23 protein-coding genes are annotated in these 24,067 nt (G+C 74.7%); 13 read left to right on the top strand and 10 right to left on the bottom strand.

The window, feature by feature from the left end:
• Positions 1 to 49: 49 nt before the first annotated feature.
• The 5 genes from KSE_RS34325 to KSE_RS34305 all read left to right on the top strand — a co-directional run bounded on the left by KSE_RS34325 (position 50) and on the right by KSE_RS34305 (position 4,681).
• Positions 50 to 409, top strand: coding sequence for a PadR family transcriptional regulator (locus tag KSE_RS34325; RefSeq protein WP_014139991.1), 360 nt, complete (start codon positions 50 to 52; stop codon positions 407 to 409).
• Complete coding sequence (locus KSE_RS34320) at positions 406 to 1,293, top strand: hypothetical protein (protein WP_014139990.1); 888 nt, start codon at positions 406 to 408, stop codon at positions 1,291 to 1,293. The genes KSE_RS34325 and KSE_RS34320 overlap by 4 nt, the downstream gene beginning before the upstream one ends.
• A gap of 111 nt (positions 1,294 to 1,404) precedes the next feature.
• Entirely contained in the window at positions 1,405 to 2,592 is a 1,188-nt protein-coding gene (locus KSE_RS34315; protein WP_014139989.1) for an MFS transporter, read from the top strand.
• 78 nt (positions 2,593 to 2,670) lie between these two features.
• Positions 2,671 to 3,243, top strand: a complete 573-nt coding sequence (locus tag KSE_RS34310; protein ID WP_014139988.1) for a hypothetical protein — start codon at positions 2,671 to 2,673, stop codon at positions 3,241 to 3,243.
• Positions 3,244 to 3,370: 127 nt separating this feature from the next.
• The gene (locus KSE_RS34305; RefSeq protein ID WP_014139987.1) at positions 3,371 to 4,681 is read left to right on the top strand and encodes an alpha/beta hydrolase family protein; all 1,311 of its coding nucleotides are present in this window, start codon (positions 3,371 to 3,373) and stop codon (positions 4,679 to 4,681) included.
• Between the two features lie 31 nt (positions 4,682 to 4,712).
• On the opposite strand, the gene KSE_RS34300 is transcribed toward KSE_RS34305, so the two are convergent.
• The 4 genes from KSE_RS34300 to KSE_RS34285 form a co-directional block, all read right to left on the bottom strand.
• A complete protein-coding gene (locus tag KSE_RS34300) occupies positions 4,713 to 6,254 on the bottom strand; it encodes an FAD-binding oxidoreductase (RefSeq protein ID WP_202523356.1) in 1,542 nt (513 codons plus the stop codon).
• Positions 6,255 to 6,487: 233 nt separating this feature from the next.
• A complete protein-coding gene (locus KSE_RS34295; RefSeq protein WP_148283208.1) occupies positions 6,488 to 7,441 on the bottom strand; it encodes a hypothetical protein in 954 nt (317 codons plus the stop codon).
• Complete coding sequence (locus KSE_RS34290; protein WP_014139984.1) at positions 7,429 to 8,460, bottom strand: polymorphic toxin type 44 domain-containing protein; 1,032 nt, start codon at positions 8,458 to 8,460, stop codon at positions 7,429 to 7,431. The genes KSE_RS34295 and KSE_RS34290 overlap by 13 nt, the downstream gene beginning before the upstream one ends.
• Complete coding sequence (locus tag KSE_RS34285) at positions 8,454 to 8,684, bottom strand: hypothetical protein (protein WP_014139983.1); 231 nt, start codon at positions 8,682 to 8,684, stop codon at positions 8,454 to 8,456. Before KSE_RS34285 ends, KSE_RS34290 begins: the two co-directional genes overlap by 7 nt.
• 308 nt (positions 8,685 to 8,992) lie before the next feature.
• Here KSE_RS34285 and KSE_RS34280 point away from each other — a divergent pair, with 308 nt between their 5' ends.
• Positions 8,993 to 9,538 (top strand): hypothetical protein, encoded by a 546-nt coding sequence (locus tag KSE_RS34280; protein WP_033259324.1) that lies wholly within the window; start codon positions 8,993 to 8,995, stop codon positions 9,536 to 9,538.
• A 69-nt stretch (positions 9,539 to 9,607) separates the two neighbouring features.
• Here the strand turns inward: KSE_RS34280 and KSE_RS34275 are convergent, their stop codons facing one another.
• Positions 9,608 to 10,357 carry a CbtA family protein gene (locus tag KSE_RS34275; protein ID WP_014139981.1) on the bottom strand — a complete coding sequence of 250 codons (750 nt, stop codon included), beginning with the start codon at positions 10,355 to 10,357 and terminating at the stop codon, positions 9,608 to 9,610.
• A 34-nt stretch (positions 10,358 to 10,391) separates the two neighbouring features.
• Positions 10,392 to 10,613: a CbtB domain-containing protein gene (locus tag KSE_RS34270; RefSeq protein WP_014139980.1), complete on the bottom strand. Its 222-nt coding sequence runs from the start codon at positions 10,611 to 10,613 to the stop codon at positions 10,392 to 10,394.
• A gap of 263 nt (positions 10,614 to 10,876) precedes the next feature.
• Here KSE_RS34270 and KSE_RS34265 point away from each other — a divergent pair, with 263 nt between their 5' ends.
• Both KSE_RS34265 and KSE_RS34260 read left to right on the top strand, forming a co-directional pair.
• On the top strand, positions 10,877 to 11,536 hold the full coding sequence (locus tag KSE_RS34265; protein ID WP_014139979.1) for a histidine phosphatase family protein: 660 nt from the start codon (positions 10,877 to 10,879) through the stop codon (positions 11,534 to 11,536).
• 308 nt (positions 11,537 to 11,844) lie between these two features.
• Entirely contained in the window at positions 11,845 to 13,014 is a 1,170-nt protein-coding gene (locus KSE_RS34260) for a response regulator (protein WP_157850081.1), read from the top strand.
• A 22-nt stretch (positions 13,015 to 13,036) separates the two neighbouring features.
• On the opposite strand, the gene KSE_RS39045 is transcribed toward KSE_RS34260, so the two are convergent.
• Complete coding sequence (locus KSE_RS39045) at positions 13,037 to 13,471, bottom strand: nuclear transport factor 2 family protein (protein WP_014139977.1); 435 nt, start codon at positions 13,469 to 13,471, stop codon at positions 13,037 to 13,039.
• Between the two features lie 128 nt (positions 13,472 to 13,599).
• On the opposite strand from KSE_RS39045, the gene KSE_RS34250 reads away from it, so the two are divergent.
• From KSE_RS34250 to KSE_RS34240, 3 genes are all read left to right on the top strand, one after another.
• Entirely contained in the window at positions 13,600 to 14,115 is a 516-nt protein-coding gene (locus KSE_RS34250; RefSeq protein ID WP_014139976.1) for a winged helix-turn-helix transcriptional regulator, read from the top strand.
• A gap of 150 nt (positions 14,116 to 14,265) precedes the next feature.
• Positions 14,266 to 14,832 carry a TetR/AcrR family transcriptional regulator gene (locus KSE_RS34245; RefSeq protein WP_014139975.1) on the top strand — a complete coding sequence of 189 codons (567 nt, stop codon included), beginning with the start codon at positions 14,266 to 14,268 and terminating at the stop codon, positions 14,830 to 14,832.
• Positions 14,833 to 14,897: 65 nt separating this feature from the next.
• Positions 14,898 to 15,359, top strand: coding sequence for an SRPBCC domain-containing protein (locus KSE_RS34240; RefSeq protein ID WP_014139974.1), 462 nt, complete (start codon positions 14,898 to 14,900; stop codon positions 15,357 to 15,359).
• 72 nt (positions 15,360 to 15,431) lie between these two features.
• On the opposite strand, the gene KSE_RS34235 is transcribed toward KSE_RS34240, so the two are convergent.
• Positions 15,432 to 17,603 carry a carbohydrate-binding module family 20 domain-containing protein gene (locus KSE_RS34235; RefSeq protein ID WP_014139973.1) on the bottom strand — a complete coding sequence of 724 codons (2,172 nt, stop codon included), beginning with the start codon at positions 17,601 to 17,603 and terminating at the stop codon, positions 15,432 to 15,434.
• A gap of 309 nt (positions 17,604 to 17,912) precedes the next feature.
• Between KSE_RS34235 and KSE_RS34230 the strand changes: the two genes are divergently transcribed.
• Together KSE_RS34230 and KSE_RS40540 are read left to right on the top strand one after the other, a co-directional pair.
• Entirely contained in the window at positions 17,913 to 20,252 is a 2,340-nt protein-coding gene (locus tag KSE_RS34230) for an ATP-binding cassette domain-containing protein (protein ID WP_033259337.1), read from the top strand.
• Between the two features lie 701 nt (positions 20,253 to 20,953).
• On the top strand, positions 20,954 to 21,418 hold the full coding sequence (locus tag KSE_RS40540) for a cupin domain-containing protein (RefSeq protein ID WP_014139970.1): 465 nt from the start codon (positions 20,954 to 20,956) through the stop codon (positions 21,416 to 21,418).
• Positions 21,419 to 21,490: 72 nt separating this feature from the next.
• On the opposite strand, the gene KSE_RS34215 is transcribed toward KSE_RS40540, so the two are convergent.
• Together KSE_RS34215 and KSE_RS34210 are read right to left on the bottom strand one after the other, a co-directional pair.
• Complete coding sequence (locus tag KSE_RS34215) at positions 21,491 to 22,783, bottom strand: RCC1 domain-containing protein (protein WP_014139969.1); 1,293 nt, start codon at positions 22,781 to 22,783, stop codon at positions 21,491 to 21,493.
• A gap of 38 nt (positions 22,784 to 22,821) precedes the next feature.
• Positions 22,822 to 24,066 (bottom strand): RCC1 domain-containing protein, encoded by a 1,245-nt coding sequence (locus tag KSE_RS34210; protein ID WP_051055527.1) that lies wholly within the window; start codon positions 24,064 to 24,066, stop codon positions 22,822 to 22,824.
• Between the last annotated feature and the right edge of the window lies 1 nt (position 24,067).

Genomic DNA, 24,067 nt, shown 5'->3' with positions numbered 1-24,067 from the left:
AACGGACTCGCACTGGACCATAGTCAGTCATCCGGTATATACAGTGATCATGAGTGAACGCACCAGTCACAGCCAGCCGATGCGGGAGCCCACCCTCCTGCTGCTGGCCGCCCTCGCGGACCAGCCGCGGCACGGGTACGCCCTGCTCGGCGAAGTCACGCGGATCTCCGACGGCCGGGTCCGGCTCCGGGCCGGCACCCTGTACGGGGCGCTGGACCGGCTGCTGGCACAGGGGTTGGTCCGGGTCGAGCGCGAGGAGGTCGTCGACGGGCGGGCCCGCCGGGTGTACGCGCTGACCGAGCAGGGGCACGCCGACCTCGACGCCGAGGTACGGCGGATGGAGGCGGTGGCCCTGGAGGCCCGCCGCCGGATCCAGCGGGCCGGACGGCCCCTGGGGGTGACCGGATGAGCGCCGACGCACGCCTGCTGGAGTGGGCGCTCCGGTTCCACCCGCCGCGCTACCGCGCCGAGTTCGGCCCGGACCTGACCGAGGCCGCGCTCGCCTCGCTGGCCGGCCGCCCCCGCCTCGCGGTCCTCGCCGAGGCCGCGCAGCTCGCCTCGCACGGCCTGCGGCTGCGCCTCGGCCTCGGCGCCGACCGCCCGCTCGGCCGGGCCGCCGCCGGGGCCGCGCCCGCCGTGCTGGCCCTGGCCGCGGCCGGGCAGGCGGCCCACCTGCTGCTGGAGTCCCGGGTGTTCGGCAGCGTCCTGCCGCCCGACCAGCTCGCCCGGACGTTCGGCACCCGGCCCGCCTGGGCGGGCGTCGCGCTGACCGCGGTGGCGCTGTTCGCGCTGCTGCTGGGCCGGGTCGGCACCGCCCGGCTGCTCGGCACCGCCGCCCTGGCCGCCGCCGGGCTCGCCGCCGCACTGACCGCGCCGCACTGGCTCGCGGGCGCGGTCGGCGAGCCGTTCACCGCGCTGCTGAACCCGCTGGCCGCCTGCCTGTTCCTGTGGCTGGCGCCGCTGCGGCTGACCCCCGCGCCCGGCCGCCGGAGCGCCCTGGCCGCGCTCGCCCTGGGCGCGGGCGGGACGGCCCTGCTGGTGGCCGCCCCGGTGGTCGGCGGGCAGGGCCTGCCCGCCGTGGTCGCGGTGCTGGCCTACGGCCTGGTCGACCGGGGCACCCGGCGGGCCGCGCTCACCGGGCTGGTCGCGCTGCTGCCGCTGTACCCGGCGCTGCTCGGCGGGTTCGTCCCGCACCACCCGTCGCCGTTCGGGGTCGTGCGCACCGTCCTGGTCGCGGCGGTCGCCGCGGCCGTCCTGCTGGTGGCCCGCCGCCGCGCCCGGCGCCCGTCCTGAGCCGACCGCCCGCCTCCTCCCGATCGCCCGACCGCTCTCGCCCCGGGGGCCCCTCCGCTCCCGTCCGCCCCCGGCGCGCCGGTTCCCACCGTCCGGCGCGCTGCCTACGCTGTGCGGGTGACAGATCGTCGACGCAACAGGTACCTGGGGGCGGCGGCCGCGTTCGCCGTCTGCATGGCCGGCACCACGCTGCCCACCCCGCTGTACGGGCTCTACCAGGAGCGGATCGGCTTCTCCGAACTGATGGTGACGGTGGTGTTCGCCGCCTACGCGTTCGGGGTGATCGGCGTGCTGCTGCTGTTCGGGAACGTCTCGGACGCGGTGGGGCGGCGGCCGGTGCTGCTGGCGGGGCTGGCGCTCGGGGCGGCCAGCGCGGTGGCGTTCCTCACCGAGCAGGGCCTGGCCTGGCTGTTCGCGGGCCGCCTGCTGTCGGGCTTCGCGGCGGGCCTGTTCACCGGTACCGCCACCGCGTACGTCCTCGAACTCGCCCCGCCCGAGCGCAAGGGCCGGGCGGGTTTCGCCGCGACCGCCGCCAACATGGGCGGCCTGGGCTGCGGGCCGGTGCTGGCCGGGCTGCTCGCCCAGTACACGGCGCGGCCGCTGACCCTGCCGTTCGCCGTCCACCTGGTGCTGCTGGCGGCCTCGTTCGCGGTGGTCCGCGCGCTGCCGGAGACGGTGCCCGGGGCCCGGCCGGCCCGCACCGCGCGGCCCAGGCGGCCGACGCTGCCCGCCGAGGTGCGCGGGGTGTTCGTGCCCGCCGCGGTCGCCGCGTTCGCCGGGTTCTCGCTGCTGGGGGTGTTCACCTCGGTGGCGCCCGCGTTCCTCGCCGAGGAGTTGGGCGTGCGCAACCGCGCGCTGGTCGGGCTGATCGTCGCCGGCGCGTTCTTCGCCTCCACCGTCGGCCAGTTGCTGGTGCCGAGGCTGGGCACCCGGCGGGCCGTCCCGCTCGGCTGCCTGGTGCTGATCGGCGGCATGGGCCTGCTCGCCCTCTCGCTCTCCACCCGGACCCTCGTCCCGCTGCTGGCGGCCGCCCTGGTCGGCGGCACGGGCCAGGGCATGGCGCTGCGCGGCGCGGTCGGCGAGGTCGCGGCGGCCGCGCCCGCCGCCCACCGCGGCGGGGTGCTGTCCGCCCTGTTCGTGGTCGCCTACCTGGGCATCTCCGTACCGGTGATCGGCGTGGGCCTGCTCGCCGGCCCGCTCGGCCTGCCGGACGCGGGCCTGGTCTTCACCGCCTGCATGGCCGTGCTGGCCGCCGCCGCCGGCGCCTTCCTGCTGCGCCGGGCCCGCGCGCTGGGCTGAACACGCCCCCGGCCTGCCGCCGGCGGGCCGGACCCTGGTAGGACTGCCGCAGCGTCACTCGTACGGAGGAACCGCACCATGCTGATGGCCGGTCGGCAGATGGCCCCGGAGGCCGAGCACCTGTTCCTGCTGCTGTGGGGCGCGGTGGTGTTCTCGGCCTGCTCCGCCCCGGCGTTGAACCTCCGGGACGCGGCCGACCGGATGGCGGCCTTCCGCCGGGACCAGTACCGGTTGGCGGGCCGGGAGCCGCGGAACCCGGACACCTTCCTACTCCGGGCGGCCACCTCGGTGCTCGCCCTGGCCGGCGCGGGCTGCGCGCTGGCGGGCGCGGCCGGGGTGTTCGACGTGGACACCGGCGTCCTGTTCACCCGGCAGCACGATCTCGGAGCGGCCGCACCGGCCGTCCTCGCGGCCGGCCCGCTCGTCCTCTGGTCCCTCTGGCTGCCCCGCCGCAGCCCGCTCCGCACCGCCTGGGCCACCCGGCGCGGCGCGGCCCGCGCCCTGGCCGTGCTCTTCTCCCTCACCCTGCTCGGGACCGCCACCGCCCTGGCCCTGGGCCGCTCCACCCTGGCCGCCTTCGCCGCCGCCCTGACCGGGGTGGCCGCCTTGCTCGTACTGCTCTCGCTCCCCCGGCGGATCCCCGTCACCTGATCGGGCGTCATACCCCGGTGTTACCACTCCGGTTGGCTCTCCGGTACGACGCGGGCCACCCGTTCGTCCCCGTACGGTGGCGCCCGCCGGGACACACCGGACCCGGTCGGACACGGAGGAGTCAGCGATGGGCAAGCGCGGACGGATCGGGGCGGCCCTGCTGCTCGCGGCACTGGTACTGCCGGCGGTGGGCCAGGCCCCGGCGGCGGCCGACGACCGGCAGGCGGACGGACGGCAGCCGGGTGACCGGCAGCCGGACGGACGGCAGGCAACGGCGCAACTCCCGGAGCCCACCGGCCCGTTCGCGATCGGAACGACCGCGCTGCGGATCGCCGACGACTCCCGGCCCGACCCGTGGACGGCCGGGCGGACCCGCGAACTGATGGTCAGCTTCTGGTACCCGGCGGCCCGCCCGGCCGCCGGCGGCCCCGGCCCGCGCACCGCGCCGTACATGCTCCCGGCCGCCGGGGCGCACTTCGGCGGGCCGGACGGCGTCGGGCTGATCAACTACGGTGTCACGCCCGGCAGTACGGACTGGTCGTCGATCCGCACCCACGCCCGGACGGACGCCCCGGTGCTGCCCGGCGGGCCGCGCCCGGTGGTGCTGTACTCGGCCGGGCTGGGCGACCCGCGCGGCTGGGGGACGGCACTGGTCGAGGACCTGGCCTCCCGCGGCTACGTGGTGGTGACCGTCGACCACACCTACGAGGCTTCCGAAGTCGCCTTCCCGAACGACGCATTGGCGACCTCGGTACTGCCCGGCCTGCTCGGCACCCCTGACCTCGACATCGCCGCGGTGCTGCGCCGGTCGATGGACGCCCGGGTCGCCGACACCCGCCTCGTCCTCGACCGGCTCGCCTGCCTCGGCGAACTCCCGGGCCTGCCAAGCGGGTTGGCCGCCGCCCTGGACCTCGGCCGGATCGGCATGGCCGGCCACTCGGCGGGCGGCTTCACCGCCCTGCAGGCCATGCACGACGACCCGCGGATCACCGCCGCCGTCAACCTGGACGGCCAACTGCACTTCCCCAACCCGGACGGGAAGGGCGGCGTCCACCTCACCGACCTCGCCGAGGACGGCCTGACCCGCCCGTTCCTGCTGATGGGCACCCGCAGCCCCGACTCCGGCTCCTACCGCGCCCAGCCCGGCTGGGACGCGCTGTGGCGGCACAGCACCGGCTGGCACGCCGACGTCACCCTGGAGGGCTCCCGGCACGGCTCCTACACCGACGCGGCGTCGCTGCTGCCCGGCCTCGCCCGCCAGGGCGCGCTCTCCCGCGCCACCCTCCGCGACGACCTCGGCGACCTCGCCCCCGCCCGCGCCCGGGCCGCCACCCGCGCCTACGTCGCCTCCTTCTTCGACCGCTGGCTGCGCGGCCACGACGACCACCTGCTGGACGGCCCGTCGCCGCGCTTCCCCGAAATGACCTACGAGCGCTGAGAGTCGGGCTACGCCGCCCGGCGCTCAGCGCTCAGGCCGCGGTGACGCTCTGCGGGAAGGCGAACACCCCGTCCGGGTCGTAGCGCCGGGCGACCTCGCGCAGGCGCGGCAGGTTGTCGCCGTAGTAGGCGCGTCCCCAGTCCGGCAGTGTCGCGTCGATGTAGTTGACGTAGGCGCCGGGTGCGCCGAGCCGGGCCAGGCCGTCGCGGATCTCGTCGACGGCGGCCCGGACCCGGTCGGCGTTCGCGCTGGTCGCGGCGGCGTACACCTGGGCGCTGGCGAGCGAGCCGCGGTGCGGGAACGCCGTCCCGTCGGGGGCGATCTCGCCGACCGCGCCGCCGAGCGAGTCGAGCAGCAGGTCGACGCCGGTGCGGCCGGTCATCAGCTCGGTGAGGCGGGCCGGGTCGAGCGGCCGGGGGCCGAGCATCCGGGAGACGGCGACGAATCCGGTGCGGGTGAGCCGGCCGCCCTCCCAGGTGGGGTGGCACTGGGCGACGGTGTCGTTGGCGCAGCCGGCCATGAACTTCATCGCGGCCAGGTAGTCCTTGGCGGCGACGGTGCGCCCGGTGGGCGCGGTGCCGGCCAGCCGGACCAGCCGGTCGAGCTGCGGGTTCGCGCCGGACGGATCGCCGACCCAGCAGCCGACGATCCGGCAGGTGGGCGGGTTGCCGCCGGAGACCTGGCAGCCGGCCCAGAGCTCGGGCGGGGCGTCGGCGACCCACTGCTGCCAGGCGCCGAGCACCTGCGGGACGGATCCGGCGGGGAACGGCAGGACGAAGACGGTCAGGCCGGGCGCGGGCGGGGTGTCGAAGGTGAACCGGGTGACGACGCCGAAGTTGCCGCCCCCGCCGCCGCGCAGCGCCCAGTGCAGGTCGCTCTCGTGCGCGGCGTCGGCGGTGCGCACGCAGGAGTCGGCGGTGACGACCTCGGCGGCGCGCAGCCGGTCGCAGGTCAGGCCGTACTTGCGGGCCAGTACGCCGATGCCGCCGCCCAGGGTGAGGCCGCCGATGCCGACCGTCGGACAGCTCCCGCCGGGCAGCAGCCGTCCGGCGGCGGCGAGTCCGGCGTACACCTCGATCAGCCGGGCGCCCGCGCCGACCTCGGAGCTGCCGTCGGGGTTGGTCCGGACGGTGTTCAGCGCGCGCAGGTCGATCACCAGGCCGCGGTCGGGGACGCTGTAGCCGAGGTAGCTGTGGCCGCCGCTGCGGGCGGCGACCGGGAGGCCGTGGCCGCGCGCCACGTCCAGGCAGGCCCGGACGTCGTCGGCGGAGGCGCATCTGGCGACGGCGCCCGGGAGTTGGCCGTCGTTCAGCTCGTTGAAGCCGAGCCGCGCCGTCCCGTAGCCGGGGTCGGCGGGCAGCACCAGCCGATCGCCGAGCCGCTGCCGCAGCGCCCGCCAGTCCGGCGGCGCGGCCCGCAGGGCGTCCCGCTGCCGGGCCGGGAACGCCCGCACCCCTTCCGTCCCCGGTGCTCGGCCCTCCGCCGCCCGGGCCGGGGCCGCGCCCAGCAGCAGCCCGGCCCCGAGCGCTCCGCCCACCGCTCCGCCCACCGTCAGGAACCGACGACGATCCATCACCACGACGCACCTCTCCGCCCGGCGCGGAGTGCGCGGGGCTTTCCGGCCCCGATCGTCAGGCCCCGGGCCGCCACCGCCCGGCCGCGGCCCGCCGGAGTGCGCCCGATGGCGCAGCGCGACGGCGCGCACCGGGCGGCGCGTCGGCCCGCGCACGCCGCACCGGGGTCGGCGCGCGCCGGGCCGGGGCGGGCACCCCGCCGCCGGCCCGGCACCGCGCGGTCAGCGCCCGGTCAGCGCGCGGCGTCGAACGGCGGGGCGGCGGGCAGCGGCGGTACGGCTGGGGGTGGCGGTGCGGCCGGGGGCGGCGGTGGGTCGGCGGGGCGGGGGGCGAGCAGCGCGGGCGCGGTCCACAGCGCCAGGCCGGCCAGCAGCGCGGACGGCCAGCGGCCGCCGTCCTGGCCGGCCCAGGCGAGGGCGGCCGCCACCGGCAGCGCCAGCAGCCGCGCCGTCAGCGCGACCGACCGGGCGGCCCGACCGGGCAGGGCGATCCGCCGGGCGCCGGACGCGCACCAGGCCGCGCCGGCGGCCGCGAGCAGCCACACCAGGACGTGCCAGGGCAGCGGCGAGCCCTCCCGCGCTCCGCGCGCGGCCGCCGCGTCGACCCGCCGCACCGCGTCCGCCGTCTCGGCGGGGGTGAGCGGCGAGCGGTCGCCGGAGCCGTAGCCGGGGGCCGGGAGGATCCGTCGTACCGAGATCTGCTCCACGTACTGGCCGCGCCGGACGGTGGCGCGGACCGACTGCTCGTCCGCGTCGTTCCGCTCCCAGCGGTAGCGGACGTCGGGGTCGCCGCCGAGGGCGGCGGCGCCGGGGAGCGCCGCGGTGAAGTCCGCCGGCAGGGCGGCGGACGAGGCGTCGGACCGGTCGGCGCCGAGGGCGGCGAGCATCGGCGCGTGGTAGCGCTCGACGGTCTGCACCACCTGCAGCCGGTCGTCCGCCCAGATCCGGGTGGCGCTGTCGCTCACCAGCTCCCTGACCAGCAGGCTCGCCCCGCGGCTGTCCTGGCGCTGTTCCCAGTCGGCGGGCAGGTCGGCGGGCTGCGCCAGCATCCGCTCCGGCGGGAGGTCGGCCCGCCAGCCGGCCGGGACCGGGAGCTTGACCAGCAGGACCGCCGAGCAGAGCACGGCCAGCAGCACCGCGCCCGTCCTCCGCCGCGCCCCGGCGGCGGGTCGGGTCAGTTGGGCCATGGCCGGACCTGCGTGATCACGTTGTCCCGGTGCTCGTCCGGGTGCTCGGCGAGGTACTTGGCGTCGGCCTGCCGCTTGGCCTCCATCTCGTCGACGAGTTGCAGGACCGCCGCGTCCATCTGTTCCTTCGTCATGTTCGGTCCGTACTTGTCGTAGAGCTGCATGCCCAGCTTCATCGACATGTCGTCACCCTCGTCGTTGGTGCCGGTGCTGCTGAGGCCCCCGTTCGCGCCGTTCATCAGCTCGAACTCGCTGAGGCCGGCGGCCTTGCCGACGTACCCGTAGTGGATGTTGGAGTAGATGTCGTAGGAGACCGAGACGTTCCGCTCCGGGACCTTGAAGTAGTAGTCGTTCTTGGAGATGTAGTCGGACGACTGGCGGTACTCGTCCTCGCCCTGGCCGCTCTTCGCGGCGCGCATGTCGGCGTAGCCGCCGGGGCGGAACTCCAGGTCGCTCGGGCCGGTGTCCTGCCGCAGCGCCCAGGCGGCGGCGCGGTCGGCCTCGTGGGCCCGGGCCCGGGTGTTGATGACGGCGCGTTCGAGTTCCTGGCGGTCGTGGTCGATCTGCTGGCGCAGCTTCATCTCGGACTCGCTGGGGACCGGGTCGCCGCCCCAGCCCCAGCTGCGGTCGTGGTCGTCCTTCTCGGCCTGGTCCAGGGCGGGCGCGGTCACCTTGCCGCCCGGGCCGACCACCAGCCCCAGCCGGGGCGCCTCGGCCTCGGACAGCCGGAGGAGTTCCTTGCGGGCCTCGGTTATCCCGCCGTGGCAGTCCGTCAGGATCCCCTGGATCGACCTGGCCTCCAGGGTGCCCTCGCGCAGCTCGCCGGAGACCTTCGCCATGAACTCCTGGGCGGCGTCGGCGTCCTTGCCCTGCCAGCCGGACTCCCTGGTGTGGACGAGCACCGAGTCCCGGTAGGCGTCCTGCTGTTGCCCGAGGCAGTCCGCCGCTTCCTTCCAGCGGAGCGCGGCCTCCTGCAGCGCGTCCAGCGGTGCGTTCAGCACCTGTTCGTAGGTCAGCACCGTCGTCCTTCCTCTTGCCCGTGCCGGCGGTCCGCCGTCTCGCGCAGCGCGCGGCCGACCTCGAACTGCTGGGCCGACAGGCCGTCGGCCGCGCTGCGGCTGGGATTCTCCGGACGACTGCCGCCCTCGCTCGCGATCTCCCGGATCCGGTGGGCGTTCGCGGACGCCTCCCTGAGTGCGGCGGGGTTCACGTTGATGCCGGTACCCGGCGTCGGATTCTGCATGACACGTCCCGAATTCGGGTTCGGTGCAGCCTTGTTGCCGTCTCCCCCCTCGGATGCGGCGGCCGAAACGCATCCCCCTGATGCGTTCGCCGGACGAGGATAACAGGCCCCGTACGGGCTCCGGCCTCGTGCCGGAGCCCGCCACCCGATGATTCGTGTGCGCGTGAACCCCGCGCCCCGCACGGTGGATGCCGACCGTCGGCACAACGCCCCTTTTATTCTCCTATTGCCACACCATTGCCGCCTTCCGGATGAAACCCACTCCATCCGATTCGATGTCGGACGCGGACGAACGACACGATGTCCCCATGATCACTTCTCGGCTCCGCAGCGGCCTCGCCGCCGCACTGACCGCCCTGGGCACGCTCGCCTTCGTCGCCGCGCCCGCCACCGCGACTCCCTTACCGCAGAAGGCGGTTGCCTCGTCCCGGACCATCGCCGAACCGCACTGCGGCGGCGAGTGGGTCGACTACCGGGACAGCAGCGAGACCCGGCGGATGAAGAGCTGGCTCTGCCTGTACGACAGCGGTGACGGCAAGGTCTACCCGACGCTGTGGACCGAGTGCGGCTGGTGGAAGATCATCGGCTGGGCGGCGCCGCCGAACGGCTGCCGGATCTGGGAGCCCAGCTACTACGAGATCACCTTCCCCGACGGCAGCAAGACCAAGGACGCGACCTTCCCGGGCGCCTCCGGCAGCGACAAGGCCGCCACCAACGGCGGTTCGTACGCCTGCCAGAGCGGGCCGTGGAAGCTCTGGTCCTACTACGGCGTCGAGATGAAGGACGTCCTGGGCAACTGGGGCAGCGCCGTCTCCGCCACCCACGAGGTCACCATCGACGTCAGCTGCCCCTGACCTCTCCCCAACCTCGACGGGCCGGTTGCGCGCTTCTCGGGGAAGTGCGCAACCGGCCCGTCGGGCTTGCTAGTTGGCGGCGGGGACGGCCGCAGCGGGCGTCCGGGCGGGCTTGGGGAGGAGCAGGCGTTCGGCGAGGTGTCCGAAGAGCAGGCCGAAGGAGAGCCAGAGGGTGAGCTGGATGGCGAGGGCCGCGGTGCGGAACTGCCAGAGCAGGGTGGCGGAGAAGTCCGCGGGGACTTCGTTGACGGCGGGCAGCAGGACGTACCCGAGGCCGATCAGCACGGCGTAGCCGAGGGCGGCGGCCAGGGTGGCGTTCCAGTTGCCCAGGCGCGGGGCGAGTTGGCGGCCGGCGGTGATCGCGGCGACGGCGAGCAGCACGCTGAGCAGCATCAGCAGGAAGTACAGCGTGGTGCGGTGGCCGATGGTCTCCGGATCGCCCACCGACGGCGGGTTGGCCGGGTACTTGAGGAACGGGACGACGTAGCCGGCGAGGAGTGCCGCGCCGGAGAGCAGCAGGGCGGCGGCCCGGGGGCCGATGCGTCCGGTGCGGCCGAGGGCGAAGCAGTAGGCGAGGGCGGCGATCCCGCCGAGCGCCAGGCCGTAGAGCAGGATGCCGGTGGCCAGGCCGGCGGTGGACTGGAGGGTGCGGCTGACCAGTTCCTCGCCGTGCTCGTGGCTGTGGCCCTCCTCGAAGGCGATCGCCGCGTCGATCCGGGGCTCGCCCAGCAGGTAGGCGACGATCAGGGCGACGACGCCGGCGCCGAGTCCGGCGAGCATGCCGCGCACCAGCAGGTCGCGGACGGTGTGGTTCTTCATCTGTTCGGTTGCTCGCTTCTTCTGCCGGTACGGGTCAGTGGCAGGGGAAGCCGAGCAGGTGCCGGCCGTCGTGCACCCACTCGTGCACGGCCTCGCCGGAGAGCAGCGAGGTGGCGCCCTGTTCGGCGCCGACGAAGTAGAGCAGGGTCAGCAGCAGGACGCCGAAGAACAGCGCCCAGGGAGCGACGGCCTTGACGGACAGCGGGGCGATGGCCGGCGCGCCGGTGACGGCGGCGGGTGCGACGGACTGGGCCATGGCGGGTGACCTCCTTGCGGGAACTCGCGTCCCGATCGTGTGGAGCAGGGAAACGACGGAGGCGGGTCTGACTCCCCTGGCCTGGCTCACCCGGCCGGGGTTCACAGTGGCGCGACCGTGCCGGGTTCGAACCGGACTTCCGCGTACCGTCGTTGATATGAGGTTGTTCGCCCAGAAGGTACCGTTCCCGGACGGGCCCCGCCAAGGGCGCGACACGCCGATCCACCGGTTCGTGGACGGATGACTCCAGGGAGGGCGGGCCCGTGACGGTCCGGGTGATGTTGGTCGCACCGGCACTCGGCACGGAGGGCCGCGCGGGCCGCTTCGGGGACGACCTGCCGCTGACGGACGCCGAACTGGCCCCGGCCCGCGCACTCGCCGCACCCCGGGCCGACCTCGTACTGGCCGCCCCGTCCGCGCGCTGCCGGCAGAGCGCGGCGGCCTTGGGACGGTACGGCGCGGGCGTGGGGGCCGGCGTCTGCGGCGGAGCGCTCCCGACCGAACCGGCCCTAGCCGAACCGGCACTGGTCGAGCCGGCCCTGGCCGGCCTGGACGCGGGCGACTGGCGCGGCCGCCGCCTCGACGAACTCGCCGCCACCGCACCGGAGTCGATCACCCGCTGGCTCTCCGACCCGGACTTCGCCCCGCCCGGCGGCGAGTCGGTCTCCGCGCTGCTGGCCCGGGTCGGCGGCTGGCTGGACGCGCTGCCCGCCGACACCGGCCGACTGCTCGCCGTCGCGGAACCCGCCGCCGTCCGCGCCGCCGTGGTGCACGCGCTGGGCCTGCCGCCCGCCGCGTTCTGGCGGCTGGACGTCGTCCCGCTCACCCTCACCGCGCTCAGCGGGCGCGCCGCGCGCTGGAACCTGCGCTGCGGCGCGCCACTGCCGCCGCTCCCGCCACCGCTCCTGGCGCCGGTCGGCTGACCTCGATGTGCTCCGCTCCGGACCGAAGACGCCCGCCCGCGACGTCCCGCCACCGGGCGCCCACGCCGGTCGCCACCCCGCGCGCCTCCGACCACCCCCGAACCGTGACCTGACTATCCGTCAATTCCGCTCCCGGTGCCGTATTGTCGCCGTCTCGGCCAGCGCGATCGCGGATGGTCGCGTCCCGTCGCGGCCGCTCCCGGCCAGGGCGGGGGCGGGCCGGCCGGTACGAGTGGAGGTACGCGGATGCGGATGCGGGTGCGGGTACTGGCGCGGCCGACTGCGGCCCTCCGGACGGGGTGCGGCCGGTGACGGCCGCCGACGGCCTCCCGCCGATGGCCGACCTCCCGCCGATGGCGGACGAACTCGGCTCGGAGCAGCGCGAGTTCGCCGAGGGACTGCGCGCCCTGCTGCGCGATCCGGACACCCGGGTGGCGGACTCGGCGGCCCGCTGCGGGCTGGACCGGGACACCCTCGCCGCCTACCTGTCGGCCGCCCGCATCCCGCCCTGGGAGTTCGTCGAGGCACTGCTCGACACCCGCACCGCCACCGCGCCCCTCGACCGGCCGACCGTCCGGGAGCGCCTGCGCCGCTCGCGGATGGCCGCGCTGCGGGTGGCCCGGCCGATCGGCCGGGCCGTGTGCCAGATCGAGGGCCAACTGCACGCCGCCGCACGGGAGATCGACCAGGCCGACGACCAGGCCGAACAGGCCGAGCGCGCGCTCGCGCACAGTCGCCGGGCGCTCGCCGAACTGGAGGCCCGGGTGCCCCAGCAGGGCGCCCGCCCGTCCGCCGAGCCGACCGTCCCGAGCCCCCGGGAAGCCGGCCGGGCTCCCGCCCAGGCCCCCGAACAGCCCGCCGGGCAGCACGAGTTGCTGGCCCAGCGGGCCGCCCTCGCCGAGCAGGCCGAGCAGTTGGCCGAGCAGTCCGCGCGCGCCCGCGAGCAGTCCGCCCGGGCCGAGGCCCGGCGCGCGCTGCTGGAACGCCAACTCGCCCTGGTGGAACGGCAACAGGGCACCTCGACGGCCCCCGCCGCCCCGCCCGCCGGGGCCTCGACCGGGGCGGCGGACGACGACGGGCCGCCGCCGAAGATCCTGCTGGTGGACGACCGTCCGGAGAACCTGGTGGTCCTGGAGGCGCTGCTCGGCCCGCACGGCCACGAGCTGGTCTCCGCGACCTCGGGGCCGGACGCGCTGCGCGCGCTGATAGAGCCGGACGGCTACGCGGCGATCCTGCTCGACGTGCAGATGCCCGGCATGGACGGCTACGAGACGGCCGCACACATCCGGCGCCGGGCCCGGACCCGCGACATCCCGATCGTCTTCGTCACCGCGATCGGCAGCGGAGCCGACCACGCGATGCGGGCGTACGCGGCGGGCGCGGCCGACTTCATCCCGAAGCCGGTCGACCCGTGGGCGGTGCGGGCGAAGGTCGCGTCCTTCGTCGAGCTGCACCGCGAGCGCGCCGCGCGCCGCTGACCGACCCCCGGCACCGCCGCCGTCAGGCCGTCGCGGCCGCCACCGCGGCATCCTGGCGGCGGCACGCCTCGTCCAGCGCCTTGGTGTCCTCCAGCACCTCGTCCGCGGTCATCCGGCCCCAGCGAAGGGTGATCCACTGGACGGCCTCGTTGCGGTAGGGCGTGCCGTCGGCGAGGGTGGCCGCCACGTCGAGGCGGACGACCACGGTGGTGCGCCAGGGCCAGCCCCGGACGAGGACCTCCCGCGCGGTCAGCCGGATGCCGGGGAAGCGCTGGTAGAGGGCTCGGAACCACTCCTCGAAGCCGTCGCGGCCGACCAGTTCGGCGCCGAGCGGGGTGTCGCCGGCGAACCGGAAGCGCAGGTCGGGGGCGGCGGTGGCGACGGCCGCCCGGTAGTCGCCGGTACCGATCCGCCGCCACAGCGAGCGGACCCTGGCGCGGATGATGGCGTGGTACATCGCTGCCTCCCGTGGTGCGAACGCGGGCGCGGACCGGTCCCACCCCGTCGCCGTCCGCCTCCTTCCGACCGTAGCACCTCACTTGCAACATGCAAGCCACTCCGGCCGGGCGCACTACACTGGACGCCGTGGACCGCACCCGCTTCGCCGACATCCCCTGCTCCGTCTCGCGCGCCGCCGGGGCGATCGCCGACCCGTGGACGCTACTGGTGCTGCGCGACCTGTTCCTCGGGCTGCGCCGCTTCGAGGAGTTGCGGCAGGACCTCGGCATCGCCACCAACATCCTCACCGCCCGCCTCGACCACCTGGTCGCCGAACGCCTGGTCGAGCGCCGCCGCTACCACGCGCACCCGCCCCGCGACGAGTACCTGCTGACCGACGCCGGCCGCGACCTGCACGGCATCGTGCTGGCCCTGCTCGCCTGGGGCGACCGCCACCGCCCCGACCCCGCCGGCGCCCCGCTCCTCCCCCGCCACACCGCCTGCGGCCACCCGTCCCGCCCGACCGTCACCTGCGACCACTGCGGCGGCGAACTCGCCGCCGGCACCGTCGAGTTCACCCCCGGCCCGGGCGGGCGCCCGGCCCGGGGCACCACCGTGATCGCCGCCCGCCTCGCCAACGGCCCGCTCCCGTCCGGCGACTGACGAGCCGCCACCGCCCTCCCCCGGAGCGATTACGCGTCACGCGTTGCGAAACCGTCCGCGCTGCGCCTAGGCTTGCCCCCGTTACGAAACACGCGTAGCGGAATCAAGCCGAGACCAGCCTCGGCATCGGCATCGGGACCAGGGGGGACCATGGCCAGACCTCGGGACGCGGGCGTGGACGCCAACGTGCTGACGGCGGCCCGGGAACTGCTGCGGGAGCACGGCTACGGGGGCTTCACGCTGGACGGCGCCGCCACCCGGGCCGGGGTCGCCCGCACCACCGTCTACCGGCGCTGGCCGACCAAGGACCACCTGGTGGTAGCCGCCTTCGGCACCATGTTCGAGGTGGCGCCGATCGAGGAGAGCGGAGACCTCCGGACCGACCTGGTCCGCACGCTCACCGCCATCGCCGCCGGGCTCCGCCACCCGGCGACCCGCGCCCTGATCGCCGAGCTGATCGCGGCGGGCACCCGGCATCCGGAGCTCGGCCTGGCCCTGCGGGGCCTGTGGGCCGCCCGCCGGACGACCGCCGCCACCCTGATCGACCGGGCGGCCGACCGCGGCGAACTGCCAGCCGAGGCCGAACCCGCGCTGCTGCTCGACCAGTTGGTCGGCCCGCTCTACTACCGGGTGCTGATCAGCGGCGACCCGGTGGACGACCACTACGCCCGCACCCTGGTCGACAGCGCCCTCTCCGCACACCGCCCCACCACCTGACCCACCACCCGTCCCACCGCACGCCCCATCACCCGTCCCATCGACTTCCCCGGGGGGAACCGTCCATGAGCCTCTTCGCCTGCGAGGTCCACGCCGAGTCCGAGTTCGCCGGAACGCCCGATTCGGCCTGGCAGTTGCTCACCGACCACGCCCGCTATCCGCAGTGGCACCCGGTGGTGGTCCGGGTCGAGGGCGAACTCGCGGTCGGGGCGCGGCAGACCGAGGTGGTCCGCACCGCCTCCGGCCGCGAGCTGACCTTCCACCCGGTGTTGACGGTCGTCGACCCGGGCCGCGAACTCGCCCGCGCCGGGCGCCTGTTCGTCCCCGGCCTGCTCGACAACACGCACCGCTACCTGATCACCGACCTCGGCGACGGCCGGGTCCGGGTCACCCAGAGCGAGCGCTTCACCGGCCTGCTCGCCCCGCTGCTGCGCGGCCGCACCGCCCGCGACACCCGCACCCGCTTCGCTGCCGCCCTCGACAACCTGGCCGCCCTGCTGGCTGGTTCGGCCGCCCCCGCCGCGTGACGGCGAGGCCGCCACCCCCTCAGCGGGGGCGGCGGCCTCATTCCGTGGGGGTCTCGTACCCCGGGGCGGCGGCTACTTCCAGCTGTCGCTGAGCGTGACCGTCCCGGCGGCTCCGGTGGTGTAGGAGCGGTTCGCGCCGCTCTCCCAAGTGACGTTCCCGGCCGCGTCCTTGACGATGTACTTGTACTCGAAGGCGGTGCTCGCCGGCATGGTGAGCGACAACGTCCAGCTCGGGTAGGAGGCGGCGGACATCAGCAGCGCGGAGGCCGGGTTCCAGCTGCCGAGCTGGGCGGTCGAGCCGACCAGGTAGATGTTCTGGCCGACCACGGTGGTCTTGTTCTCGCCGAAGTTCACCGTGACCTGCCCGGTCGAACCGACGCTGCCCCAACTGTCGTTCAGCGTCCCGCCGGCCGCACCGGAGTTGGCGCTGTGGTTCGCGCCGCTCTCCCAAGTGACGTTCCCGGCGGCGTCCTTGACGATGTACTTGTACTCGAAGGCGGTGTTCGCAGGCAGTCGGACGCTGCCGCTCCACACCGGGTAGCCCGCCGGGGAGAGCGCGACGGCCGCGCTCGGGTCCCAGTTGCCGAGCTGGGCGATCGAGCCGACCAGGTAGACGTTCTGGCCGACCACGGTGGTCTTCGTCTCGTTGAAGCTCTCCGTCACCGTCCCGGCCGGCGAGTCGGACGGCGAGGCGCTGGCGCTCGCACTCGCCGAAGCCGACGCCGAAGCCGACGCGCTCGCGCTCGAAGTCGGGCTCGCGGTAACGGTGGTGGCGGCGTACAGCGCGACCGCGTCGCCCGCGGCCACGGTGACCGTCGCCTTGCCGGTGCCGTCCACGCTCACGGTCGGGCCGGTGCAGGCGGAGCCGCTGAGGTCGCCGTGCATCACGTCGCAGTAGGTGCCGGCGGCCAGGCCGGTGGTGAAGGTCTGGGTGAGCGCGGCGGAGCCGTTGTTGATCGCGACCCAGCCCTTGCCGCCGCGGCTGAACGCGATCGCGTTGCCGCCGTTGTCCCACCAGTTGGCGACCGCCTGGCCGCGGGCGGCGTTGTGCCAGCCGACCATGTTGGCGATGCCCTGGTCGCGGTCGGTGCAGGTCCAGGTGGCGTTGCCGCAGTTGACGTCGGTGACGAAGCCGTTGCCGTCGGCCGGCGGCGAGTCGTCCTTGTTGGCGAACCGGTAGCCCGCGTACACCTGCGGGGTGCCGTAGCCCCAGGCGAGTTCGAAGACGTGCGCCAGCCGGTACTTGCTGCCGTCGTTGTAGGTCAGCGTGGTCTTGTCGCGCTCCAGGTCGTGGTTGGTCACCATGACGGCGGACTTGTCGCTCGGCTCGAGTCCCCAACTCTGGCCGAAGGTCTTGAGGTTGGCGATGCTGCCGTTGAACTGCTGGCTGAGTTTGGAAGCGTAGGTGAACTCCAGCACGCTGCCGTTGCCCTCGAACGCGGCGGGCGCCAACTGGCCGCTGCTGCCCGGGAAGATCTCCTGGTAGACGTACGGCCGCCCGCCCCACCGGGTGTCGTTCACCCGGGAGAGGATGTTCGCCATGTCGGCCTGCGCGACGTGCTTGGCCGCGTCCACCCGGAAGCCGTCGACGCCCGCGCCGATCAGGGTGTTCAGGTAGCCGGCGATCCTGCCGCGGACGTAGTCGCTCTCGGTGTCCAGGTCCTCCAGGTTGAGCAGTTGGCACTCCTGCACCTGGGTGACGCTGTTCCAGTCGTTGATGCCGAGGTCGGCGTTGGGACACGGCGGGGAGCCGTGGAAGTCCGACTTGGCGTAGGGCACCGCCGCGTAGCTGTACCCGGACGGGCTGAAGGCCGAGCCGCCGTACCCGCTGGTGCTGCTCTGGTTGCTGCCCGCCATGTGGTTGATCACCGCATCGGCGTAGACCTTCACGCCCGCGCCGTGGCAGGCCGCCACCATCGCGCGGAACTGCGCGTCGTTGCCCATCCGGCTGTTCAGGTTGTACGAGACCGGCTGGTAGACCTCCCACCAGGGGTGCCCGGCCAGCGAGATCGACTCCTGCGGCGGGGCCACCTGCACCGCCCCGTAGCCCTTGGGCCCCAGCACGTCGACGCACTCGGCGGCCACCGAGTTCCAGTTCCACTGGAACAGGTTGGCGATCACGTCGCCGCCGTTGGGGGTGGCGGCGGCCTGGGCGGTGCCCTGCAGGCCGAGCGGCATCAGCACGCCCAGCACCAGCGCGCCGGCCGCGGCGGCGACGGGCACGGTTCTACGGACAGCGGACATCGATGGATCTCCCAAGGTGGTGGGGGACTTGAGGAGGGGAACGGGGAAGACGATCCACCCCGGCCGCGCGCACCGTCAAGGCATCCGTGCAAGAAATTTCACCTCCTTGCGTTCAGATCCACCTCGCACGGAAACACGAATCCGCTAGCCGATTCCCCCGAAAAGGTATGTACCTCCCAACCGTTCGCCCATATCACTCCACTCGCATGGCAAATTCTTTCAGCAACTTCCAGCCATGCGCCGCTCCCGGCCCCGCGCCCGCTCCCGGGTTAGCGTGGCGCGGTGAACGACGACACGATCGACGACGGCATGGTGCGGGTGCGCGGCGCCCGGGTGCACAACCTGCGGGACGTGACGGTCGCGGTGCCGCGCGGCGCGGTGGTCGCGTTCACCGGGGTGTCCGGCTCCGGCAAGTCCTCGCTGGCCTTCGGCACCCTGTTCGCCCAGGCCCAGCACCGCTACCTGGAGTCGGTCTCGCCGTACGCCCGCCGCCTGCTGCGCCAGGTCGAGGCCCCGCAGGTGGACGCGGTGACCGGCATGCCCCCGGCCGTCGCGCTGGAGCAGCGCCGCTCCGTCCCGTCCTCGCGCTCGTCCGTCGGCACCATCAGCACCATGTCCAACCTGCTGCGGATGCTGCTCTCCCGCTGCGGCGACTACCCGCCGGGCGCGCCGCGGCTGGACTCCGACGCGTTCTCGGCGAACACCCCGGCGGGCGCCTGCCCGGAGTGCCACGGGCAGGGCGTGCTGCACCGGGTGACGGAGCGCTCGCTCGTCCCGGACGACTCGCTGTCGATCCGGCAGGGCGCCGTCGCGTCCTGGCCGGGCGCCTGGCAGGGCAAGAACCTGCGCGACATCCTCGGCGCGCTCGGCCACGACCTGGACCGGCCCTGGCGCGAACTGCCCGCCGCCGAACGGGAGTGGATCCTGTTCACCGACGAACAGCCGGTCACCACCGTCCACCCGGAGCGCGAGCCCGGCCGCGTCCAGCGCCCGTACCAGGGCAAGTACGCCAGTGCCCGGCGCCTGGTCCTCAAGGCGTTCGCCGAGTCCCGCAGCGAGGCCGCCCGCGCCAAGGCCGCCGCCTTCCTGGAGCAGTCCACCTGCCCGAACTGCCACGGGCTGCGGCTGCGCCCCGAAGCCCTCGCGGTGACCTTCGCCGGCCTGCCGATCACCGGCCTGGCCGCTCTGCCCGCCGCCCGCCTCGCCGACCTGCTCCGCCCGTACACCGCCGCGGACGGCCCGGCCGGAGTGATCACCACCGACCTGGCCGACCGCCTCACCGCCCTGGACCGCCTCGGCCTCGGCTACCTCGCCCTCGACCGCGCCGCCCCCACCCTCTCCACCGGCGAACTCCAACGCCTGCGCCTGGCCACCCAGTTGCGCTCCGGCCTGTTCGGCGTGGTGTACGTCCTGGACGAGCCCTCGGCGGGCCTGCACCCGGCCGACACCGAGGCGCTGCGCCGCGTCCTGGCCGAACTGCGGGCGGCCGGGAACTCGGTGTTCGTGGTCGAGCACGACATGACGGTGGTGCGCGGCGCGGACTGGCTGGTGGACGTCGGCCCCGCCGCGGGCAGCGGCGGCGGCCGGATCCTGCACAGCGGCCCGGTCGAGGGCCTGCGCGCGGTGGCCGCCTCCGCCACCCGCCGCTTCCTGTTCGACCCGCCGCCCCCGCCGCCGCCGCGCCACCGCACCCCGTCCGGCGTGCTGCGGCTGCGCGGCGTCACCCGGCACAACCTGCGCGGCCTGGACGCGGACGTGCCGCTGGGCGTGCTGACCGCCGTCACGGGCGTGTCCGGCGCGGGCAAGACCACGCTGCTCGCGGCAGTGGCCGAAGCCGCCGCCGCGGCCGCCGACGGCCACCGCGTGGTGACCTTCGACCAGACCCCGCTGGGCCGCACCCCGCGCTCCAACCTGGCCACCTACACCGGCCTGCTCGACACCGTCCGCAAGCTGTTCGCCGGCACCGAAGAGGCCCGGGCCCGCGGCTACGGCGCGGGCCGGTTCTCCTTCAACGTGGCGTCCGGACGCTGCCCGACCTGCGAGGGCGCCGGCGCGATCGAGGTCGAGCTGCTGTTCCTGCCCACCGCCTGGAGCCCCTGCCCCGACTGCCACGGCAGCCGCTACAACCCGCAGACCCTCCAGGTCACTTACCGCGGCGCGACGATCGCCGACGTCCTCGCCCTGACCGTCGACGAAGCCGCCGACTTCCTCGCCGACACCCCGCCCGCCCTGCGCGTCCTCACCACCCTCCGGCAGGTCGGCCTCGGCTACCTCCGGCTCGGCCAGCCCGCCCCCGAGCTCTCCGGCGGCGAGGCCCAGCGCGTCCGCCTCGCCGCCGAACTCCAGCACGCCGGGCGCCGCCCCACCCTCTACCTGCTGGACGAACCCACCACCGGCCTGCACCCCGCCGACAGCGAGGTCCTCACCACCCAGCTCCACCGCCTCGTCGACGCCGGCGCCACCGTCCTGGTCGCCGAACACCACCTCCCCCTGATCGCCGGCGCCGACCACGTCATCGACCTCGGCCCAGCCGGCGGCGACGCGGGCGGCCGCGTCCTCGCCACCGGCACCCCGGCCGAGATCGCCGCCTCCACCGACAGCCGCACCGGACCGTACCTCGCCGAATACCTCTCCCCGCAAGGCGGTTGATCGGCCGTGAAGCCGCCCCTACGCTCAGTGAAGCATCATCGCGCAAGCGTGGAGGCGGACTTGAGCGACCGTCAGGACATCGAACTCGCCGACGCCATCGAGGCCATCCGCCTCGCGCTCCTGGCCGCTGCCGCCTTACCCCGCCCGCGCCGCCACGAGTAGCCCGCCGTCAGCGCCCTCCAGCGCCACGCACGCCGCCGGATCGACGCCAAACTGCCTTGTGGACAGCAGGAATTGTTCAGGCCGAAGCTCCGCGGTGCGGCCTCGACGGTCCACCGCGATCCGCCGACGGCGACGGGCAGCAGGCGGGCGGTAGGCAGGCGGGGGCTGCGGGCGCTCACCCTCGTCACCTTCCGTTCGGTGCCGTGGAACGCCCCGTACTACCTCCGCCTGGGCTTCCGGGAGCTCCCGGCCGCCGACCTCACCCTGCCGCTCCGCGAGCTCCTCGCCGAGGAGGCCGTGTTCGGCCTGGACCCGGCCGACCGGGTATGCCTGCACCGCCCCACCCTGCCCCGCCCCGCTCCGACTCCGGCCCTGGCAGCGGACGTTGAACGCGCTGGCGGGTTCTCAACACTTTCGCGGCCCGCCACCGCTCTCCCCGGCGCCGGAACGGGCCGAAGGGGAGAACGAGAACTGTCAGCCCCGCTCCGACCCCGTCGCCCGCACTGCCCGCACTGCCCGTCCCTCCAGGAACTTCCGCCATGAGCTTCTGCCCGCCGCCGCCCCGCGCCACCTTCGCCCCGAGCGCCGCGCCCTGCCCCGACGACACCCCCGCAGCTCCGCCCCCCGTTCCCGTCGCCGTCCTCGCGGCGGCCCTCGTCGAAGGCCCGCTCGATCTCTCCTCCCTCGTCTCCCTCACCGCCGCCTCCCGGACGCTCACGGTCCTGCGCCGTCTCGACCTGCCTCCGGGCGGGAGCACGGGGTGGCACTACCATCCGGGTCCGATGGTGACCCTGGTCGCGTCGGGGCTGCTGACCCATGTCACCGCCGCGGGCACGCACCTGTGGGCGGCCGGCAGCGCGTTCATGGAGCCGGCCGGGTCCGAGCACGTGCATCTCGGCCGCAACGACCACGCCGCCCCGCTCGCGCTGTTCACCCTCTCGTTCCTGCCACCCGGCGCGCCCGTGGCCGTCGACGCCCCCGCCCCGGTGTGGGCCGTGCCGTGAGGGCAAGCCGGGCCCGCGCGACGCTCGCGCGGGCCCGGCGGCACCTCTCGGTGAAGTCCCTTTCTACTGACCTCAGTTGGCGAGACTGAAGTCACCGCCCACCGGTGCGGCGATCTTGTCGACGCCGGTCAGCGCGGTCAGCGTGGTGACGGGGGTGCTGCTCTCGGTGGTGGTGCCGTTGCCGAGTTGGCCGGAGCCGTTCGCACCCCAGGAGCGGACGGTGTTGTCGCCGAGCAGCACGATGGTGTGCTCGCGTCCGCCGGCGACCAGTTGGATGCCCTTGAGGCCGGGCACGGGGACGGGCGTGATCCGGTAGTCGGTGGTGCCGTCGCCGACCTGGCCGGAGGTGTTCTGGCCCCAGGCTTTCAGCTTGTTGTCGCTGTCGGTGACGGCCAGGCTGTGGTTGCAGCCGGCCGCGATCTGCGAGACGCCGCCGAGCCAGATGCCCTGGGTGTCGACGGGGGTGTACCGGTTGATGGTGCTGTTGTCGCCGAGTTGGCCGGTCGCGTTGTAGCCCCAGGCCTTGACCGCGTTGCCGCTGGTGGGCTTCACGCCGCCGCTGGGCGGTCCGACCAGGGCGAGGTTGTGGTTGCAGCCGGCCGCGATCTTGGTGACGCCGGTGAGTCCGCCGACCGGGGCCGGGACGTTGCGGCTGGCGGAAGTGCCGTCGCCCAGCTGCCCGTTGATGTTGTAGCCCCAGGCCCAGACGGTGCCGTCCTCGCGCAGCGCGATGCTGTGGTTGAGGCCGGCGGCGATCGCGATGACCTTGTTGAGGCCCTCGACCCGGACGGGGACGCTGCTGTCGCTGTTGGTGCCGTTGCCGAGCTGCCCGTAGTTGTTGCGGCCCCAGGCGACCACGGTCTGGTCGTCCAGCAGGGCGAGGCTGTGCCAGCCGCCGGCCGCGACGTCGCGGGCGCTGGAGAGGTTGACCACCTGGCCGGGCGCGTTGTGGCTGAACACGCTGCCGTCGCCGAGCTGCCCGGAGCCGTTGGCGCCCCAGGACTGCACGGTGCGGTCGGTGAGCAGCGCGAGCCCGTGCCCGGTGGCGGAACCGCCGCCGCCGGCGGCGATCTTGACGACCTCGGCGCTGGTGAGGCCGAGCACGGTGGTCGCGGTGGTGCGGAAGTCGGTCCAGGTGCCGTCGCCGAGCTGTCCGGAGCGGTTGTTGCCCCAGGCTTTGAGCCGCTTCTCCTGCGCGTGCGCGGTCCCGGCGGGCACGGCGGCCAGGCTGAGGGCGGTGAACGCGGCCAGTCCGGCGGCGAGCACCGGCCGCAGCCGGGAGCGGCCGCCGGTGGCCGTGGCCGTGGCGGTGGCCGTGGGGTCAGCGGCGGTGGCGGTGGCGGTGGCGGTCTGCGTGGACGTCATGAAGTGCCTTTCCTCGTAACGGGGTCACGGATGCGGTGTCAGCGCGCGAGGCTGAAGTTGCCGTTGCTCGGCGCCGAGACCAGGGAGACGCTGCCGGACTTGGCGAGCACCTGGACGGGGGTGTTGCGCTGGGTGGTGGTGCCGTCGCCGAGCTGCCCCTTGTCGTTGAGGCCCCACGCCTGCACGGTGCCGTCGGCCAGCACGGCCAGGTTGTGCGCGGCGCCGGCCGCGATCGCCTCGACGCCCGCCACGCCCGGGACGGGCACGCTGGTGTTGCGCTGGGTGGTGGTGCCGTCGCCGATCTGGCCCTTGTCGTTGGCGCCCCAGGCGCGCAGCGTGTGGTCCTGCAGCAGGGCGAGGCTGTGGGTGGCGCCGCCGGCCAGGGCGACGACGTCGGTCACCTCCTGGACGGGCACGGGGTAGGGCTTGTTGACGATGGTGTCGTCGCCGAGCTGACCCTTGTCGTTCAGGCCCCACGCGTACACGTGGCCGTCGGCGAGCAGCGCGAGGGCGTGGCTGGCGCCGGCGGTGATGCCCTTGACGGTGGTCAGGCCGGGGATGCTCATCGCGGTGTTGCGGGTGGCGGGCGTCGGCGCGGGGACGGCGGCGGTGGAGCTGACCGGCAGCGGGGTGACGCCGAGCTGGCCCTTGTCGTTGTTGCCCCAGGTCTTGACGGTGCCGTCCTTGAGCAGCGCGATGCTGAAGGCGTCACCGGCGGCGATCGCCTTGACGTCGGAGAGCCCGGCGACGGTGACGGGCAGGTTGGTGTTGACGGCCGTGCCGTCGCCGAGCTGGCCCTTGTCGTTGTTGCCCCACGCCTTGACGGTGCCGTCCTTGAGCAGCGCGAGGGCGTGCGAGCCGCCCGCGGCGACGGCCTCGACGCCGGTCAGCCCGGCGACCAGGCCGGGCACGGCCGCGTCCTCGGTGGCGCTGGTGGTGCCGTTGCCGAGCTGGCCCTTGTCGTTGCGGCCCCAGGCTTCGACGGTGCCGTTGCCGAGCAGCGCGAGCGCGAACCCGGTGACGGTGGTGCCGCTGGTGGTGCCGCCGGCGGAGATGCCGTTGAGCTCGGCCCCGGCCATGCCGACCACCGAGACGGGCGTGAGCCGCTGGGTCTTGGCGCTGCCGTCGCCGAGCTGCCCGTTGGCGTTGTTCCCCCAGGCGCGCAGCCGCAGGTCGTACGCGGACGCGGTGCCGGCCGGCAGGGCGGTGGTGCACACCAGGGTCAGCCCGGCCACCATCGCGGGCAGGGTGACGGCGGGCAGCTGGCGCAGCTTGCGGTGCATC

The sequence above is a fragment of the Kitasatospora setae KM-6054 genome, from assembly GCF_000269985.1.
Lineage (GTDB): Bacteria > Actinomycetota > Actinomycetes > Streptomycetales > Streptomycetaceae > Kitasatospora > Kitasatospora setae.
The sequence above is the reverse complement of the archived record's forward strand: the minus strand, read 5'-3'. Positions and strand labels throughout refer to the sequence as shown.

Bases quoted from the DNA above. Each gene is read 5' to 3' on its own strand.
- KSE_RS34325 (WP_014139991.1), top strand. From the start codon at position 50: ATGAGTGAACGCACCAGTCACAGCCAGCCGATGCGGGAGCCCACCCTC.
- KSE_RS34320 (WP_014139990.1), top strand. From the start codon at position 406: ATGAGCGCCGACGCACGCCTGCTGGAGTGGGCGCTCCGGTTCCACCCG.
- KSE_RS34310 (WP_014139988.1), top strand. From the start codon at position 2,671: ATGCTGATGGCCGGTCGGCAGATGGCCCCGGAGGCCGAGCACCTGTTC.
- KSE_RS34305 (WP_014139987.1), top strand. From the start codon at position 3,371: ATGGGCAAGCGCGGACGGATCGGGGCGGCCCTGCTGCTCGCGGCACTG.
- KSE_RS34300 (WP_202523356.1), bottom strand. From the start codon at position 6,254: ATGGATCGTCGTCGGTTCCTGACGGTGGGCGGAGCGGTGGGCGGAGCG.
- KSE_RS34295 (WP_148283208.1), bottom strand. From the start codon at position 7,441: ATGGCCCAACTGACCCGACCCGCCGCCGGGGCGCGGCGGAGGACGGGC.
- KSE_RS34285 (WP_014139983.1), bottom strand. From the start codon at position 8,684: ATGCAGAATCCGACGCCGGGTACCGGCATCAACGTGAACCCCGCCGCA.
- KSE_RS34280 (WP_033259324.1), top strand. From the start codon at position 8,993: ATGATCACTTCTCGGCTCCGCAGCGGCCTCGCCGCCGCACTGACCGCC.
- KSE_RS34275 (WP_014139981.1), bottom strand. From the start codon at position 10,357: ATGAAGAACCACACCGTCCGCGACCTGCTGGTGCGCGGCATGCTCGCC.
- KSE_RS34270 (WP_014139980.1), bottom strand. From the start codon at position 10,613: ATGGCCCAGTCCGTCGCACCCGCCGCCGTCACCGGCGCGCCGGCCATC.
- KSE_RS39045 (WP_014139977.1), bottom strand. From the start codon at position 13,471: ATGTACCACGCCATCATCCGCGCCAGGGTCCGCTCGCTGTGGCGGCGG.
- KSE_RS34245 (WP_014139975.1), top strand. From the start codon at position 14,266: ATGGCCAGACCTCGGGACGCGGGCGTGGACGCCAACGTGCTGACGGCG.
- KSE_RS34240 (WP_014139974.1), top strand. From the start codon at position 14,898: ATGAGCCTCTTCGCCTGCGAGGTCCACGCCGAGTCCGAGTTCGCCGGA.
- KSE_RS34235 (WP_014139973.1), bottom strand. From the start codon at position 17,603: ATGTCCGCTGTCCGTAGAACCGTGCCCGTCGCCGCCGCGGCCGGCGCG.
- KSE_RS34230 (WP_033259337.1), top strand. From the start codon at position 17,913: ATGGTGCGGGTGCGCGGCGCCCGGGTGCACAACCTGCGGGACGTGACG.
- KSE_RS40540 (WP_014139970.1), top strand. From the start codon at position 20,954: ATGAGCTTCTGCCCGCCGCCGCCCCGCGCCACCTTCGCCCCGAGCGCC.
- KSE_RS34215 (WP_014139969.1), bottom strand. From the start codon at position 22,783: ATGACGTCCACGCAGACCGCCACCGCCACCGCCACCGCCGCTGACCCC.
- KSE_RS34210 (WP_051055527.1), bottom strand. From the start codon at position 24,066: ATGCACCGCAAGCTGCGCCAGCTGCCCGCCGTCACCCTGCCCGCGATG.